The 14554-nt window shown below is 73.1% G+C and carries 12 protein-coding genes and 1 pseudogene; 11 read left to right on the forward strand and 2 right to left on the reverse strand.

Going from position 1 to position 14554, the window contains the following annotated elements; genetic code table 11:
• Positions 1–170: 170 nt before the first annotated feature.
• From AB0N31_RS06785 to AB0N31_RS06800, 4 genes are all read left to right on the forward strand, one after another.
• Complete coding sequence (locus AB0N31_RS06785) at positions 171–1715, forward strand: NAD(P)/FAD-dependent oxidoreductase (protein ID WP_366057283.1); 1545 nt, start codon at positions 171–173, stop codon at positions 1713–1715.
• Complete coding sequence (locus tag AB0N31_RS06790; RefSeq protein WP_366057284.1) at positions 1712–2623, forward strand: alpha/beta hydrolase; 912 nt, start codon at positions 1712–1714, stop codon at positions 2621–2623. Before AB0N31_RS06785 ends, AB0N31_RS06790 begins: the two co-directional genes overlap by 4 nt.
• On the forward strand, positions 2620–3504 hold the full coding sequence (locus AB0N31_RS06795; RefSeq protein WP_366057285.1) for an SDR family oxidoreductase: 885 nt from the start codon (positions 2620–2622) through the stop codon (positions 3502–3504). The genes AB0N31_RS06790 and AB0N31_RS06795 overlap by 4 nt, the downstream gene beginning before the upstream one ends.
• A gap of 89 nt (positions 3505–3593) precedes the next feature.
• Complete coding sequence (locus AB0N31_RS06800) at positions 3594–3812, forward strand: hypothetical protein (RefSeq protein ID WP_366057286.1); 219 nt, start codon at positions 3594–3596, stop codon at positions 3810–3812.
• A gap of 121 nt (positions 3813–3933) precedes the next feature.
• Here AB0N31_RS06800 and AB0N31_RS06805 read toward each other — a convergent pair whose 3' ends face one another.
• Complete coding sequence (locus tag AB0N31_RS06805) at positions 3934–7263, reverse strand: S41 family peptidase (protein ID WP_366057287.1); 3330 nt, start codon at positions 7261–7263, stop codon at positions 3934–3936.
• Positions 7264–7418: 155 nt separating this feature from the next.
• Between AB0N31_RS06805 and AB0N31_RS06810 the strand changes: the two genes are divergently transcribed.
• The 5 genes and pseudogenes from AB0N31_RS06810 (at position 7419) to AB0N31_RS06830 (ending at position 12581) form a co-directional block, all read left to right on the forward strand.
• Positions 7419–8021 carry a TetR/AcrR family transcriptional regulator gene (locus AB0N31_RS06810; RefSeq protein WP_366057288.1) on the forward strand — a complete coding sequence of 201 codons (603 nt, stop codon included), beginning with the start codon at positions 7419–7421 and terminating at the stop codon, positions 8019–8021.
• Positions 8022–8146: 125 nt separating this feature from the next.
• Positions 8147–10402, forward strand: coding sequence for an MMPL family transporter (locus AB0N31_RS06815; protein ID WP_366057289.1), 2256 nt, complete (start codon positions 8147–8149; stop codon positions 10400–10402).
• Between the two features lie 315 nt (positions 10403–10717).
• Entirely contained in the window at positions 10718–11311 is a 594-nt protein-coding gene (locus tag AB0N31_RS06820; RefSeq protein WP_366057291.1) for a lamin tail domain-containing protein, read from the forward strand.
• Between the two features lie 314 nt (positions 11312–11625).
• Positions 11626–11739 (forward strand): annotated as a pseudogene (locus AB0N31_RS06825) (YbaK/EbsC family protein); the annotation flags it as partial.
• Complete coding sequence (locus AB0N31_RS06830; RefSeq protein ID WP_366057292.1) at positions 11736–12581, forward strand: DMT family transporter; 846 nt, start codon at positions 11736–11738, stop codon at positions 12579–12581. The pseudogene AB0N31_RS06825 and the gene AB0N31_RS06830, both read left to right, overlap by 4 nt.
• Positions 12582–12611: 30 nt before the next feature.
• Here AB0N31_RS06830 and AB0N31_RS06835 read toward each other — a convergent pair whose 3' ends face one another.
• The gene (locus tag AB0N31_RS06835; RefSeq protein WP_366057293.1) at positions 12612–13010 is read right to left on the reverse strand and encodes a VOC family protein; all 399 of its coding nucleotides are present in this window, start codon (positions 13008–13010) and stop codon (positions 12612–12614) included.
• Between the two features lie 314 nt (positions 13011–13324).
• Here AB0N31_RS06835 and AB0N31_RS06840 point away from each other — a divergent pair, with 314 nt between their 5' ends.
• Entirely contained in the window at positions 13325–14170 is an 846-nt protein-coding gene (locus AB0N31_RS06840; protein WP_366057294.1) for an arylamine N-acetyltransferase, read from the forward strand.
• A 66-nt stretch (positions 14171–14236) separates the two neighbouring features.
• Entirely contained in the window at positions 14237–14512 is a 276-nt protein-coding gene (locus tag AB0N31_RS06845; RefSeq protein ID WP_366057295.1) for a DUF1876 domain-containing protein, read from the forward strand.
• The last annotated feature ends 42 nt before the right edge of the window (positions 14513–14554 follow it).

Here is a 14554-nt window from a genome sequence, read left to right on the forward strand (position 1 = left end):
CTATGTCGTACCGCCGGTAACTTGCTTCTCCCCGCCCCCTACCCATCGGTACGCGGCTGCTCTACGCTCCGATTGCGCCAGTGTTCACTGGCGGAGTCGCAGAGTCGTGGATGCGCAGAGTCGTGGATGCGCAGAGTTGTCGCAGTGTCGCGAGGCAGGGAGGCGTCGGGATGACCGAGCACGAGCATGTGCGGGTGGCGGTGATCGGGTCCGGGTTCGGCGGACTGGGGGCCGCGGTGCGGCTGCGCCGGGAGGGGATCACCGACTTCGTCGTCCTGGAACGGGCGAGCAGCGTCGGCGGCACCTGGCGGGACAACAGCTACCCCGGGTGCGCCTGTGACGTGCCGTCCCACCTGTACTCCTTCTCTTTCGCGCCCAACCCCGACTGGCCGCGCGCCTTCTCCGGACAGGAGCACATCCGCGCCTACCTGGAGCACGTCGCGGACGTCTTCCGGCTGCGCCCCCACATCCGCTTCGACGCCGAGGTCGAGCGGATGGCGTGGGACCCGGAGCGGCTGCGGTGGGACATCGAGACGGCGAGCGGGTCGCTCTCGGCCGACGTCGTCGTCTCCGCCACCGGGCCGCTGTCCGATCCGAGGATCCCCGAGATCCCCGGCCTGGACTCCTTCCCCGGCAAGGTCTTCCACTCCGCCCGCTGGGACCACGACTACGACCTCACCGGCAAGCGCGTCGCCATGGTCGGCACGGGTGCCTCGGCCATCCAGATCGTGCCCGCGATCCAGCCGGAGGTCGGCCGCCTCACCCTCTTCCAGCGCACCCCGCCGTGGGTGATGCCCCGCATGGACCGGGCGATCAGCGGCGCCGAGCGCTGGCTGCACAAGCAGTTGCCGTTCACCACGCAGGCCCGCCGCGGGCTCCTGTGGGGCATCCGCGAACTCCAGGTGCAGGCCTTCACCAAGCGCCCGAACGAACTCGGCTTCGTCGAGCGGCTGGCCAAGCGGAACATGGCCCGCGCGGTCAAGGACCCGGCCCTGCGCGCCAAGCTCACCCCGGACTACCGCATCGGCTGCAAGCGGATCCTGCTGTCCAGCGAGTACTACCCGGCGCTCACCCGCCCCAACGTGGACGTGGTGGCGAGCGGGCTGCGCGAGATCCGCGGGAACACCCTCGTCGCCGCCGACGGCAGCGAGGCCGAGGTCGACGCGATCGTCTTCGGCACCGGTTTCCGCGTCACGGACATGCCGATCGCCGAGCGGGTCGTCGGCGCCGACGGGCGGACCCTCGCGGAGAGCTGGAAGGGCGGCATGGAGGCCCTGCGCGGCGCCTCGGCGGCCGGGTTCCCCAACTGGATGACGATCATCGGCCCCAACACCGGCCTCGGGAACTCCTCCATGATCCTCATGATCGAGTCCCAGCTGAACTACATGGCGGACTACCTCCGCCAGCTCGACGTCCTGGGAGGCCGGGCCGCCCTCGACGCCCGCCCCGGCGCCGTGCACGCCTGGAACCGGCGGGTGCAGGACCGCATGACGCGCACGGTGTGGAACACCGGCGGCTGCACCAGCTGGTATCTCGACGCCAACGGCCGCAACACCACCATCTGGCCGGGCACCACGGGCGAGTTCCGCCGCGCGACCCGGCGGGTGGACCTCGCCGAGTACGAGATCCTGCGCGCCCCGGCCGCCCGGGAGACGGCGGCCACGGCTGCCCCGGACGCGGCGGACCGCGGCGAGCGGCCGGAGGTGACCGCGTGACGACCACCGTGGCCCTCGGCCCGTACGTCCCGCCCGCCCCGGCCCGTGTCCTGACCGCGCGGTCCGCCGACGGCACCGAACTGCACGTCGAGGTGCACGGCCCGGACTCCGCCCCGGCGGTCGTCCTCGCGCACGGCTGGACCTGCTCGACCGCGTTCTGGGCGGCGCAGATCCGCGCCCTGTCCGCCGACCACCGGGTGATCGCCTACGACCAGCGCGGTCACGGCCGTTCCCCGGCGAGCCCGGTGTGCAGCGTGGACATGCTCGCCGACGACCTGGAGGCCGTGCTCGGCGCGACCCTCGCGCCGGGCGAGAAGGCCGTGGTCGCCGGGCACTCCATGGGCGGCATGACCATCATGGCCGCCTCCGCCCGGCCCGCGTTCCGCGAGCACGCGGCGGCCGTCCTGCTGTGCAGCACGGGCAGTTCGCGGCTGGTCGCGGAGTCCACCGTCCTGCCGATGCGGCCGGGCCGGCTGCGGACCTGGCTGACCGGGCACGTCCTCGGCTCGCGGGCACCCCTCGGCCCGGTCACGCCCGTCGCCCGCCGGATCCTCAGGTACGCCACGATGGGCGCCGGTTCGGCCCCGCACATGGTGGAGGCCTGCGCGCGGATCGTGCACGCCTGCCCGCGCCGGGTCCGGCACGCCTGGTCGAACGTCCTCGACCTGCTCGATCTCGACCACGCCGTACGGGAGTTGCGGGTGCCGACGGCGGTGATCGTGGGGTCGGCGGACCGGATGACCCCACCCGTGCACGCCCGTCGGCTCGCCGAGGCCCTGCCGGTCTGCGCCGGCCTGACGGTGCTGCCCGGACTCGGCCACATGACGCCGGTGGAGGCACCGGAGCTGGTCACCGGCACGATCCGGGACCTCGTCACCACCCACACAGCCACGAAGGAGGGCGCATGAGCAAGGTGAGCCTCGAAGGACAGGTCGCGGTCGTCACCGGCGCGGCACGGGGCGTCGGCGAGCTGCTCGCGCGCAAGCTCTCGGCGCGCGGGGCGAGCGTCGCGCTGGTCGGCCTGGAGCCCGACGCGCTGAAGACGGTCGCGGAGCGGCTGCACGGCGACGCCGACCACTGGTACGCCGACGTCACCGACCACGTGGCGATGGCCCGGGTCGCCCAGGAGGTGAAGGCGCGCTTCGGCAAGGTGGACATCGTGGTCGCCAACGCGGGCGTGGCCACCGGCGGTCCGTTCGCCGACTCCGACCCGGAGGCCTGGCGCCGGGTCATCGAGGTCAACCTCATCGGCTCGGCGGTCACCGCCCGCGCCTTCCTGCCGGTGCTGACGGAGAGCCGCGGCTACCTCCTGCAGATCGCCTCCCTCGCGGCGATCACCCCGGCCCCGATGATGACGGCGTACTGCGCCTCCAAGTCGGGTGTGGAGGCGTACGCGCACTGCCTGCGCGCCGAGGTCGGCCACAAGGGCGTGCGGGTGGGTGTCGGTTACCTGTCCTGGACCGACACCGACATGGTGCGCGGCGCCGATCAGGAGGACGTGATGCGGGAGTTGCGCCAGCGGCTGCCCTGGCCGTCGAACAAGACGTACCCGCTCGGACCGGCCGTGGACCGGATCGTCGCCGGCATCGAGCGGCGTTCCCCGCACGTGTACGGCCAGTGGTGGCTGCGCGGGATGCAGGGGGTCCGCGGATACCTGCCGGGGCTCATCGGGACTGTCGGGCAGCGGGAGATGAAGCGGTTCGAGCCCCGGCTGCGGGGCATGCGGACGGGCCTGGTCGGAGCGGGGGGAGCGGCCGACGAACAAGCCCGCGCTACGCAGCGTAGTTGATCGAAATGCGCGGAATGTCGTGCCGTGTGAATCTGGTCGAGGCCCGACCAAGGGCCGATCCCCTCACCCTCATCCGGGAGTGAACCCACATGGGTATGAAGGACAAGTTCCAGGACCAGGCCGAGCAGTGGCAGGACAAGGCCAAGCAGAAGATGGACGAGACGAAGGAACGGGCCACGGAGCGCGGCCGGCAGCGCGGTGACCGCGAGCGTGAGCGCGAGCACGAGCGCGGGCAGGACCCGCAGCGCACGGTCCGGGACGAGGAGGACCGCTACGACGCGGACTTCGACCCCGAGGCGATGCGGTAACGCTCGCCGCTGGGCTTGAGCGCAGAGGGGTGCCCTCCGTGAAGGGGGGCACCCCGCGTTCGTGGGGGGCGCGTCCTCGGGTGCGGGCCGGTGAGGGCCGGCCGCGCCCGACGACGCACCCTCAACGCCCCCGCGGGGGCAGCCGGGGGCGGGACCTGTCGGGCGCGTCGGCGAGGCTCGGCGGGGACGCCGGCGGCTCCGTCTCCAGCAGGGCCAGCGCCAGCGACACCGCGTCGTCGAGCTGTGCGTACCGTCCCTCCGCCCAGTCCAGCGGGGTCCGCAGCGCCTCCAGGTCGGGGGCGACGCCGTGGTTCTCCACCGACCACCCGTAGGCGTCGAACCACGCCGCGTTCATCGGCACGGTGATGACCGACCCGTCGCCGAGCCGGTGCCGTCCGGTCATGCCGACCACCCCGCCCCACGTCCGCTGCCCCACCACCGGCCCGAGTCCCAGCAGCTTGAACGCGGCCGTGATCATGTCGCCGTCGGAGGAGGTCGCCTCGTCGGCGAGGGCGACCACGGGGCCGCGGGGCGCGTTGGAGGCGTACGACACGGGCTGGGCGTCGCGGGTGAGGTCCCAGCCGAGGATGGTGCGGGTCAGCTTCTCCACCACGAGTTCGCTGATGTGCCCGCCCGCGTTGCCGCGGACGTCCACGATCAGTGCGGGCCGGGACACCTCCATCCGCAGGTCGCGGTTGAACTGGGCCCAGCCGGAGCCGCCCATGTCGGGGATGTGCAGATAGCCGCATCGCCCGCCGCTCAACTCCCGCACGACCTCGCGCCGTTTGGCGACCCAGTCCTGGTAGCGCAGCGGCCGTTCGTCGACGAGGGGGACGACGGCGACCCGCCGGGTCCGCCCGGTCTCGCCCTCGGCGGGGGTGAACGTCAGCTCCACCGTCGTACCGCCCGCTCCTGCCAGCAGCGGGAAGGGACCGGTGACCGGGTCCACCGGCCGCCCGTCGACATGGGTGAGCACCGCGCCCTCGCGGATGCCGGTCCCGGCCAGCGGTGACCGCGCCCTGGAGTCGGATGAGTCGCCGGGCAGGATCCGCTTGACCGTCCAACGGCCGTCCCGGCAGACGAGGTTGGCGCCGAGGAGCCCCTGCCGGCGCTGGTAGTGCGCGGGGCCCTCGTTGCGGCGGGCGGCGGTGACGTAGGCGTGGGAGGTGCCGAGCTCGCCGAGGACCTCCCGGAGCAGGTCGGCGAACTCGTCCGGGGAGGCGACCCGTTCGACCAGGGGCCGGTACTGGTCCAGGATCGCGTCCCAGTCGATGCCGCACATCCCCGGGTCCCAGAAGTAGGCGCGGATGAGCCGGCCCGCCTCCGCGTAGGCCTGCCGCCACTCGGCGCCAGGGTCGACCTCGTGGAGGATGCGGCGCAGGTCGATCCAGACCGTGGAGTCGAGGTCGCCGGACTCGGTGGCGGGCACCGCGCGCAGCTCGCCCTCGTCGACGACGACCAGCCGGCTGCCGTCGCCGCTGACCGCGAACCAGTCGAGGTGCTCGACGAGTTCGGACCTCTTCGCCTTGCCGAGGTGGAAGTGCTCCAGAGTCGGCCGGCCGCTGGTGTCGTCGGGGTTGGCGAAGGTCTCGCCGAGCGCCCCGGAGATCGGCCAGCGCAGCCAGACCAGACCGCCGCCCGCGACAGGGAACAGCGCCGAGTACTTGGAGGCGGGCACCGGGAACGGTGTCACCCGGCTCGCCAGCCCCTCGACCTCGACGCTCACCGTGCCGTCGCCGCCCTCGTCCTCGGCCGGGTCGAGCCCGCCCGCGGCCGGCCGTCCCTCGGGGGTGAGGGCGAAGGGGGACGGGGTCGCGGAGTTCAGCGGCACCAGGTAGGGGCGGCAGCCGAGCGGGAAGGACAGGTCGCCGGTGTGGACGTCGTACACCGGGTCGAAGCCGCGCCAGGAGAGGAAGGCGAGATAGCGTCCGTCGCGCGTGAAGACCGGGTTCTCGTCCTCGAAGCGCCCGTTCGTCACGTCGACGATCAGTGCGTCGCCCCTGCCCGGTCCGCAGATCCGGCCCATCTTGATCTGCCGCAGCGACCGCCCGATCCCCGGATGCGACCAGGTCAGCCAGCCCCCGTCGGGAGAGAACGCGAGATCGCGCACCGGCCCGTTGACCGACCGGATCAACTCGACGACCTCACCGCCGGAGCCGCCGGAGCCGTCTGTCTCCCCGGCCTCCCCGCCTTCCGAAGGCCCCGTCCCGCCCGCGTCCGCCGCTTCGTCGGACACCGTTTCGTCGGGCACCGTCACCAGCAGCAGGCGACCGTCGTGCGAGGCGATCGCCAGCCGTTCGCCCGCCGGATCGGAGACCATCTCCAGCACCCGGCCGAGGCCGCCGGAGGCCAGTCGCCGCGGCGCGCGGTCGCCGCTCGCGCGCGGCAGGTAGGCGATCTCGACGGCGTCCTCGCCCTCCGCGTCCGTCACGTAGGCGACCTGCCCGCCCGAGCCGAGCATCTCGGGGAGCCGGACCCGTGCCCCGGGCGGGTCGGTGATGGTCCGCGCGGGCCCGTCGCGATGGGTGAGCCAGTACAGGCTGCCGCGCACGACGACCGCGCTCGCCCGCCCGGTCTCGTCGACCGAGATCCCGTCCACGTGCTGCGCGGCCGGGATCGGGTAGCGCCGCCGTCCGGTCCGCGGCCCGCCGAGCCGTACGTCGATCCGGCGCGGCGCGGAGTCCGGGGACAGGTCGTCGACGATCCAGAGGTCCCCGGCGCACTGGTAGACCACGCGGGTGCCGTCGCTGGCGGCGTTGCGGGCGTAGAAGGCGTCGTGGTCGGTGTGCCGGCGCAGGTCGGAGCCGTCGTGGGCGCAGGAGTAGAGGTTGCCGACGCCCTCGTGGTCGGAGAGGAAGGCGACCCGGCCGCCGACGAGCATGGGGGCGGCGAGGTGGCCCTCCAGGTCGGCGAGCAGCCGCTGTCCGTGCAGCCAGAGCCGGCCCGTGGCGCCGCCCCGGTACCGCTTCCAGGAGGCCGGCTCGTGCGGCGGGGTGCCGGTGAGGAGCAGGGTGCGGCGTTCGCCGTCGAGGTCGGCGCTCTGGAGGTCGGTGACCGGACCCCAGGGGAGTTTGCGGCCGGGGGAGCCGTCGGGGGAGACCTTGTAGGCCCAGGTGAAATAGGAGAAGGGTTCGCCGTGGGAGCCGACGGCGAGGATGTCGCCGTCCGGCGTCCAGCCGCAGACGCGGGTGTCGGGGCTGCCCCAGTACGTCAGCCGCCGTCCGGGACCGCCGTCCACGGGGACCAGGTGGATCTCGGGCACGAGGCTGCGCCAGCTCGTGCAGGCGACCTGGCTGCCGTCGGGCGAGAAGCGGGGGTGGCCGGCCTTGGTGCGGTCGGCGGTGAGCCGCCAGGCGCGGCCGGGTCCGTCGAGCGGGGCCAGCCAGAGGTCGTCCTCGGCCACGAAGCACAACTGGTCACCGCTGAGGTGCGGCAGGCGCAAGTAGGTCACGTTCCCATGCTTTTCCGGCACCGGGGGCCGGGCAACTTATGGGTTCTTGACGGACGTGAGCCAGGGCACGTACGAAACCGTTTCGTTTCGAAAGGGCGCAGGGTATCTTCTTGATGTACGGGACGAGTCCGTACCGGAGCCGGAAGGTGAGTGGCATGACTGAGGTCGCGACGGCGCGTCGCAGTCGCATCACGCCCGAGCGCGAGGCCGAGCTGTACGCGGCCGTGCTCGACCTGCTCCGAGAGGTCGGCTACGACGCCCTGACCATGGACGCCGTCGCCGCCCGCACCCGGTCCAGCAAGGCCACGCTCTACCGCCAGTGGGGCGGCAAGGCCGACCTGGTCGTGAAGGCCATCAAGCACAGCAAGCCGGATCACGGCGAGGGCATCGACACCGGCTCGCTCCGGGGCGATCTGCACGCGCTGATCCGGCTCGAGGACGACTGCACCATCGAGCAGAACTCGGCGCTCATGCGGGGCGTCGCCATGGCGATGCACAACAGCGCCGACCTGCGCAGGGCGTTCCGGGCACAGCTCGTCGAGCCCGAGATGGCGGGCTTCCACCAGGTGATCCAGCGGGCCGTCGACCGGGGCGAGGTCCGTGCGGACTGCCCCGCGCTGGAGTTCCTCCTGCACATGATGATCGGCGGCTTCGCCACCCGGGCCCTGCTCGACGACCAGCCACCCACGCAGGCCTTCCTCACCTCGTACATCGACGCCGTGGTCCTCCCCGCCCTCGGCATCCCCGCCACCTCCTGACCGTCCCCGCGGTCGCCACCTCCTGACGCCAACCGCTCACGTCGTCGGGCCGATCACCCCTGCCTCCCCGCCGGGTCGGTCACCCCTGCCCCTCCACCCCACGACCTGACCGGGAGTACGCCTCCATGGCCACGTTCCTCCACCGACTGGGCCGGCTCGCCTTCCGGCGACGGCGCCTCGTCGCCCTGATATGGGTCGCCCTGCTGACGCTCGCGGGCGTCGGCGCGGCCTCCGCGCCCGCACCGGGCACCACCTCCTTCTCCATCCCGGGGACCGAGGCGCAGAAGGCCTTCGACCTGCTGGAACAGCGGTTCCCCGGCGCCGGCGCCGACGGCGGGACCGGACGCATCGTCTTCAAGGCGCCCGAGGGCCAGAAGATGACGGACGCCGGCAACAGGGCGACCGTCGCGAAGACCGTCGAGGAACTGAGCGCCGGCTCCGAGGTCGTCTCGGTCACCGACCCGTTCACGACGAACGCCGTCAGCAAGGACGGCACGGTCGCCTACGCGTCGGTGAAGTACGAGGTCCCCGGCATGGAGCTGGCCGACACGACCAGGGACGCCCTGGAGGCGGCCGGGGACGACGCACGGGCCGCCGGGCTGACCGTCGACATCGGCGGTGACGCCCTCCAGGCCGGGGCCGAGCCCGGAGCGGCCGGCGAGGCCGTCGGCATCGCCATCGCCGCGGTCGTCCTCGTCGTCACCCTGGGTTCGCTGGTCGCGGCCGGACTCCCGCTGCTGACCGCGATCATCGGCGTCGGCATCGGCGTCTCCACCATCACCGCCCTCGCCGAGGCGCTCGACCTCGGCGACACCACCTCCACCCTCGCGCTGATGATCGGCCTCGCGGTCGGCATGGACTACGCGCTGTTCATCGTCTCCCGCTACCGCGGCGAACTCGCCGACGGCCGGGACCGGGAGGAGGCGGCGGGCCGCGCCACCGGCACCGCCGGGTCGGCCGTGGTCTTCGCCGGTCTCACCGTCGTGATAGCCCTGGCGGGCCTCGCGGTCGTCAACGTCCCGATGCTCACCAAGATGGGCCTCGCCGCCGCGGGCACGGTCGTCGTCGCCGTCCTCATCGCCCTCACCATGATCCCGGCGCTGCTCGGCTTCGCGGGCCGCAGGATCCACCCGGTGGGCGAGAAGCGCGAGCGGCGCGGCCCCGGCCGGGCCGGACGGGCGGAGAAGGCGGCGGCGTCCCGGCCGGCGGCCCCGGCCGGGCCCGGCCTCGGCACCCGCTGGGCGAGCTTCGTCGTCCGCCGCCCGGCCGCCGTCCTGCTGCTCGGCGTGGTCGGCCTCGGGGCGATCGCCGTCCCGGTCACCCAGCTCGAACTGGGCCTCCCCGACGAGGGCTCGCAGCCCACGTCCACCACGCAGCGCCGGGCCTACGACCTGCTGTCGGAGGGCTTCGGGCCCGGCTTCAACGGCCCCCTGACGATCGTCGTCGACGCCCGGAAGAGCGACGACCCGCGGGGCGCGGTCAGCACCGTCACGGACGGGATCGAGGGCCTCGAGGACGTCGTGACGGTCACCCCGGCCGCCTTCGACAAGGCCGGCGACACCGCGACGATCACCGTGATCCCGGACTCCAAGCCGTCCTCGACCCGGACCGAGGACCTGGTGCACGCCATCCGTGCCGAGGGCACCGGCGTCAGGGCCGACACCGGCGCGGAGGTCCTGGTCACCGGCACCACCGCGATGAACATCGACTTCTCGCAGAAGCTCAACGACGCGCTGATCCCCTACCTGGGACTGGTGGTGGGCCTCGCCTTCCTCCTCCTCATCGTGGTCTTCCGCTCCGTCCTGGTCCCGCTGAAGGCGGCCCTCGGCTTCCTGCTCAGCGTGCTCGCCGCGCTCGGCGCCGTCGTCGCGGTGTTCCAGTGGGGCTGGTTCGGCGGCCTGCTCGGCGTCGAGGAGACCGGCCCGATCATGTCGATGATGCCGATCTTCATGGTCGGCGTGGTCTTCGGTCTCGCCATGGACTACGAGGTGTTCCTGGTGACCCGCATGCGGGAGGCCCACGTCCAAGGCGAGACGCCGGCCCAGGCCGTCGTCACCGGGTTCCGGCACAGCTCACGGGTCGTGGCCGCCGCCGCGATCATCATGATGGCCGTCTTCGGCGGCTTCATCACGTCCAGCGAGCAGATGATCAAGATGATCGGCTTCGGACTGGCGATCGCCGTCTTCTTCGACGCGTTCGTGGTCCGCATGGCGATCGTCCCGGCCGTCCTGGCCCTGCTCGGCGAGAAGGCCTGGTGGCTGCCGAGGTGGCTGGACCGGGCCCTGCCCGATGTGGACGTCGAGGGCGAGGGACTCAAGGCCCTCGACTCCCGCGACGCGGACCCGGACCCCGACAAGGACCGGGAACCGGTCCGCGCATGACGCCGCGCTGAGCGGGCGCGGTGAGAGAAGGCCGGTGAGGGCTCCGTGGGGACGGGGCGCCCTCACCGGCCTTTTGTTCGCCCTGCCCGTTGTGACCCACTTTCGGGTGACGCCCGATCACCGGGAGGGCCCGCAGGGCAGACCCGGCAACGGCTCCATGCCTTCAACGCATAGATGGACATAGAACGCTACTGTCACCGGAATATGGATGATTCGTAACGTGAGGCGTCAATCGGCCCCTTGCGGGATGTGTGGTGGTCAAGTGTGGGTTCTGCGGCCGATACGGTCGCAACTCGCACAAAACTAGGAGACCTTGTGTCTGCTTCCGTTGTTTCCGCCCGTCGTCTCGCCGCCGCAGGCCTCGCGGCCGCCGCCGTGGTCGGCGCGGTGGCGCTGCCGGCGTCCGCCGCCGACCACTCGCGCGACGAGCGGCCGAAGGTGGAGATCAGCGCCGTCCAGTACGACGCGCCGGGCGGCCGTGACGACCGCTCCAACCGTTCCCTGAACAGGGAGTGGGTCGAGCTCACCAACACCACCCGCCACGCGATCAACCTGGACGGGTGGAGGCTGTCGAACCGGGACGGCCGCGTCTACACCTTCGACTACTACCGCCTGGCCCCCCGTGCCACCGTCAGGATCCACACCGGTGAGGGCCGCGACACCCGCACCGACCTGTTCCAGGACCGCCGCCGCGAGGTGTGGGACAACCGCGCCGACACGGCCACCCTGCGCAACGACCGCAACCGCTTCGTCGACGCCGAGTCCTGGGGCGGCCGCCACCACGGCGACGACCGCTACGACCGCCACCAGGGCGACGACCGCCACGACCGCGGAGACCGTCACCACGGTGGCGACCGCTACGACCGCCACCACGGTGGCGACCGCCACGACCGCGGCGACCGTCACTGACACACCCTCACCGGCGGCGCGCCCGGCCCCCTCTTCCGGGGGCGGGCGCGCCGTCCTGACGTGCGCGGGGCCCGCACCCGCGAGGACGGCCCGCCACGGTGGGCGGCGGAGGCGGCGGTCGATCCGTTCACCCGCCCGTGCACCGCACCGCTACCGTGCGGTGCATGACGACGACAGCCGCCACTGACGCCGACGAGCCCGGAAACTCCACGACCGCCGGGGTCGCCGGGACCTCCGGAGTCCACCCCCGTTCCGCCGGGGCCCTGGACGCCCCCGGACCGGGCGACCCGCACCCGCGTATCCGCCGCTTTCCCGACGTGGCCCGGGCCGCGGCCGGCACCCCGCACACCGTGTTCCCCACGGCGCCCGGGGAACTCGTCGGACACGCCGGCGCCGCCGTCGTGGACGTGCGCGAGCGCACCGCGTGACGCCGCTGGTCACCTCGGCGGTCCTGCTCGCCGCGGTCACCCACGCAAGCTGGAACGCGATCGCCCACCGGATCACCGACAAGCTCACCGGCTTCACCCTCATCTCGGGCGGCGGGTTGCTCATCGGCCTCGCGATGGCGCCGTTCGCGGCGTTCCCCGCGGCGGCGGCGTGGCCGTACCTGCTGGTCTCGGCCGTGGTCCACATCGCCTACTACGCGCTGTTGATGCGCTCGTTCCGGCTCGGGGACTTCGGGCAGGCGTACCCGATCGCGCGCGGCTCGGCGCCTCTCGTCGTGACGGTCCTGGCCGCCGTGTTCGCGCACGAGGTGCCCGACGGCTGGGCCGCCGCCGGGATCGCCGTGTCCTGCGCGGGCCTCACCGGCGTCGCCCTGTGGGGTCTGCGCGGACGGCGCCCCGACTGGGCGGCGATCGGCGCGGCGCTGGCGACCGGCCTGACCATCGCCGCGTACACGGTCGTCGACGGCCTCGGCGTCCGCGCGTCCGGGTCCTCCCTCGGCTACATCGCCTGGCTGATGGCCGTCCAGGGCACGGTCCTGCCCCTGTACGTCCTCCTCCGCCGACGCGGCGGAACCCTGGCCCTCCTCCGCCCCCACGCGGCCCTCGGCCTCCTCGGCGCGGCCCTCTCGGTCACCGCGTACGCCCTCGTCCTGTGGGCCCAGACGCGCGCCGAACTGGCCCCGATCTCCGCCCTGCGCGAGTCGTCGATCATCGTCGGGGCGGCGATCGGCGCGGTCTTCTTCAAGGAACGCTTCGGCGCGCCGCGCATCGCCGCCGCCGCCCTCCTCGTGGTGGGCATCGGCCTGATGCTGCACCCGGGGTGAGGGCGACGGCGAGCGAAGCCGTTCCGTCCGCTACGGCCGCGCGTACGGCCGCGTCATGATCTCCAGGTTGTGGCCGTCCGGGTCGGCGAAGTACGCGCCGCGGCCGCCGAACAGGCGGTTGGTGCGGCCGGGTTCGGTGTGCCGGGGGTCGGCGTAGTACGTGACGCCGACGGCGTCCAGGCGGGCGAGCATCGCATCGAACTGCTCCTCCGCCACGAGGAACGCGTAGTGCTGGGACTGGATCGGCTCGTCGCGCTTCTCGTAGAAGTCGAGGGTGACGCCGTTGCCGAGGTCGACCGGCAGGAACGGGCCGAAGGGCGCGCCGACCGGCACGCCCAGGATCGCGGCGAGGAACTCGGCCGAGAGCTGCCGGTCATGGGCGTGCACGGCGAGGTGGTCGAGCCGGGGAAGCGGTGACTGAACGGGCATGGTGAGGGAAGGTCTCCGGTCTCGGTGTCCAGGGTGGTGCCCTCGCGGGGAGGGCGGGGAGGAAGGACGCGGAGACGGGACGGCGGGCCCCTGGCCCGCCTCGCGCTCACGCCGGGGCCGGGCGCCTCACTCGTGCGTGGCCCATGGCCGACCCGGCAGTCACCCGGAGGACGGTAGTGGCCGCCCCGGCCGGCCGCAACGACGTTCCCGGCCGGGCCGGATCACCGGTGTCCCCGCGACCCGGGACCAAAGGCCCAGGCCCGCTCCCGCCCCGGTCCGAGGCGGCCCGGTGCGGCTGTGGCTACGGTGAAGTCATGCCCGACAGCGCTCAGTTCACCCCCGACGACCTCGACGCCTACTTCCGCCGCGTCGGCTGGAGCGGCGCCCGGCGTGCCGACGCGGCCACGCTGGAGGCCGTGCACCTGGCCCACGCCCGCGCCATCCCCTTCGAGAACCTGGACCCGGTCCGCGGCTCGGCCCCCTCCCTCGCCCCCGCCGACCTGATCGCCAAGCTCGTCGGCAGCCGGCGCGGCGGCTACTGCTACGAGCACAACACCTTGTTCGCGGGTGTCCTGGAGGCGCTCGGCTTCGGGGTGACGCGGCTTGCGGCCCGCGTGGTCGTCGGCGCCGAACGGTTCGAGGACCGTCCGCGCACCCACATGGCGCTGCTCGTCGAGGTCCCCGGCGGGCCGGGGCCGTACCTCGCCGATGTCGGTTTCGGCGCCCCCGGCGCGCTCCTGGAGCCCGTCCCGCTGACGCCGGGCACCGAGTTCCGCGCCGCGGGCCGCCGCCACCGCCTGGTGCACGCCCCGCACCGCGGGCCTCTGGAGCTGTGGGTGCTGGAGACGCACGTCGCGGGGGACCCAACCCCCTGGCAGGCCCAGTACGCCTTCACCGTCGAACCGTTCGAGCACCCCGACTTCGAGGTCGTCAACTGGCACATCGCGACCAACCCCCGCTCGCCCTTCAGCCGCCGCCCCTACGCCCAGCGCGTCACCGCCGACCGCCACCTCCTCCTCAACGGCGCCGTCCTCACCGAGACCCGCGCCGACGGCACGGTCACCGAGCGCGAACTGACCCGGGACGCGGAGGTGCGCAAGGTGCTCGCCGAGGACTTCGGCATCGACGTGCCGGACGACTGCCCGAGTCTGCTGCCGTGACCCGAGTGGGTGCGCGCGGGCGCGTCGAGGAGCACCCTGGAAGCAGGTGTTCCGGAGGTGATCGTCATGATGCACACCACAGTCGGATGGCACGTCGAGTTGGAGTTCGAGGAGGACGATCAGCACACGCGCGCGGTCGCGCTGGTCAGGTTGCCCGACGGGTCCGAGGTCCGGGCCCACGGGCACGCCAGCCGTCACCGGGTCGACCCCAACCAGCCGCGGGTGGGCGAGGAGATCGCCGGCGCCCGTGCGCTGAACGAGGTCGCCATGCAACTGCTGACGAAGGCCCACATGGAGATCGACGACGCGTCGGGAAGGACCTCGCACCCGATCCACGTATGAGCGGACGCTGCGGACCCGGCGGACCAGGCGGGCGCGGGAGGA

The sequence above is a fragment of the Streptomyces sp. NPDC051051 genome (genome assembly GCF_040682975.1).
Taxonomy (GTDB): Bacteria; Actinomycetota; Actinomycetes; order Streptomycetales; family Streptomycetaceae; genus Streptomyces.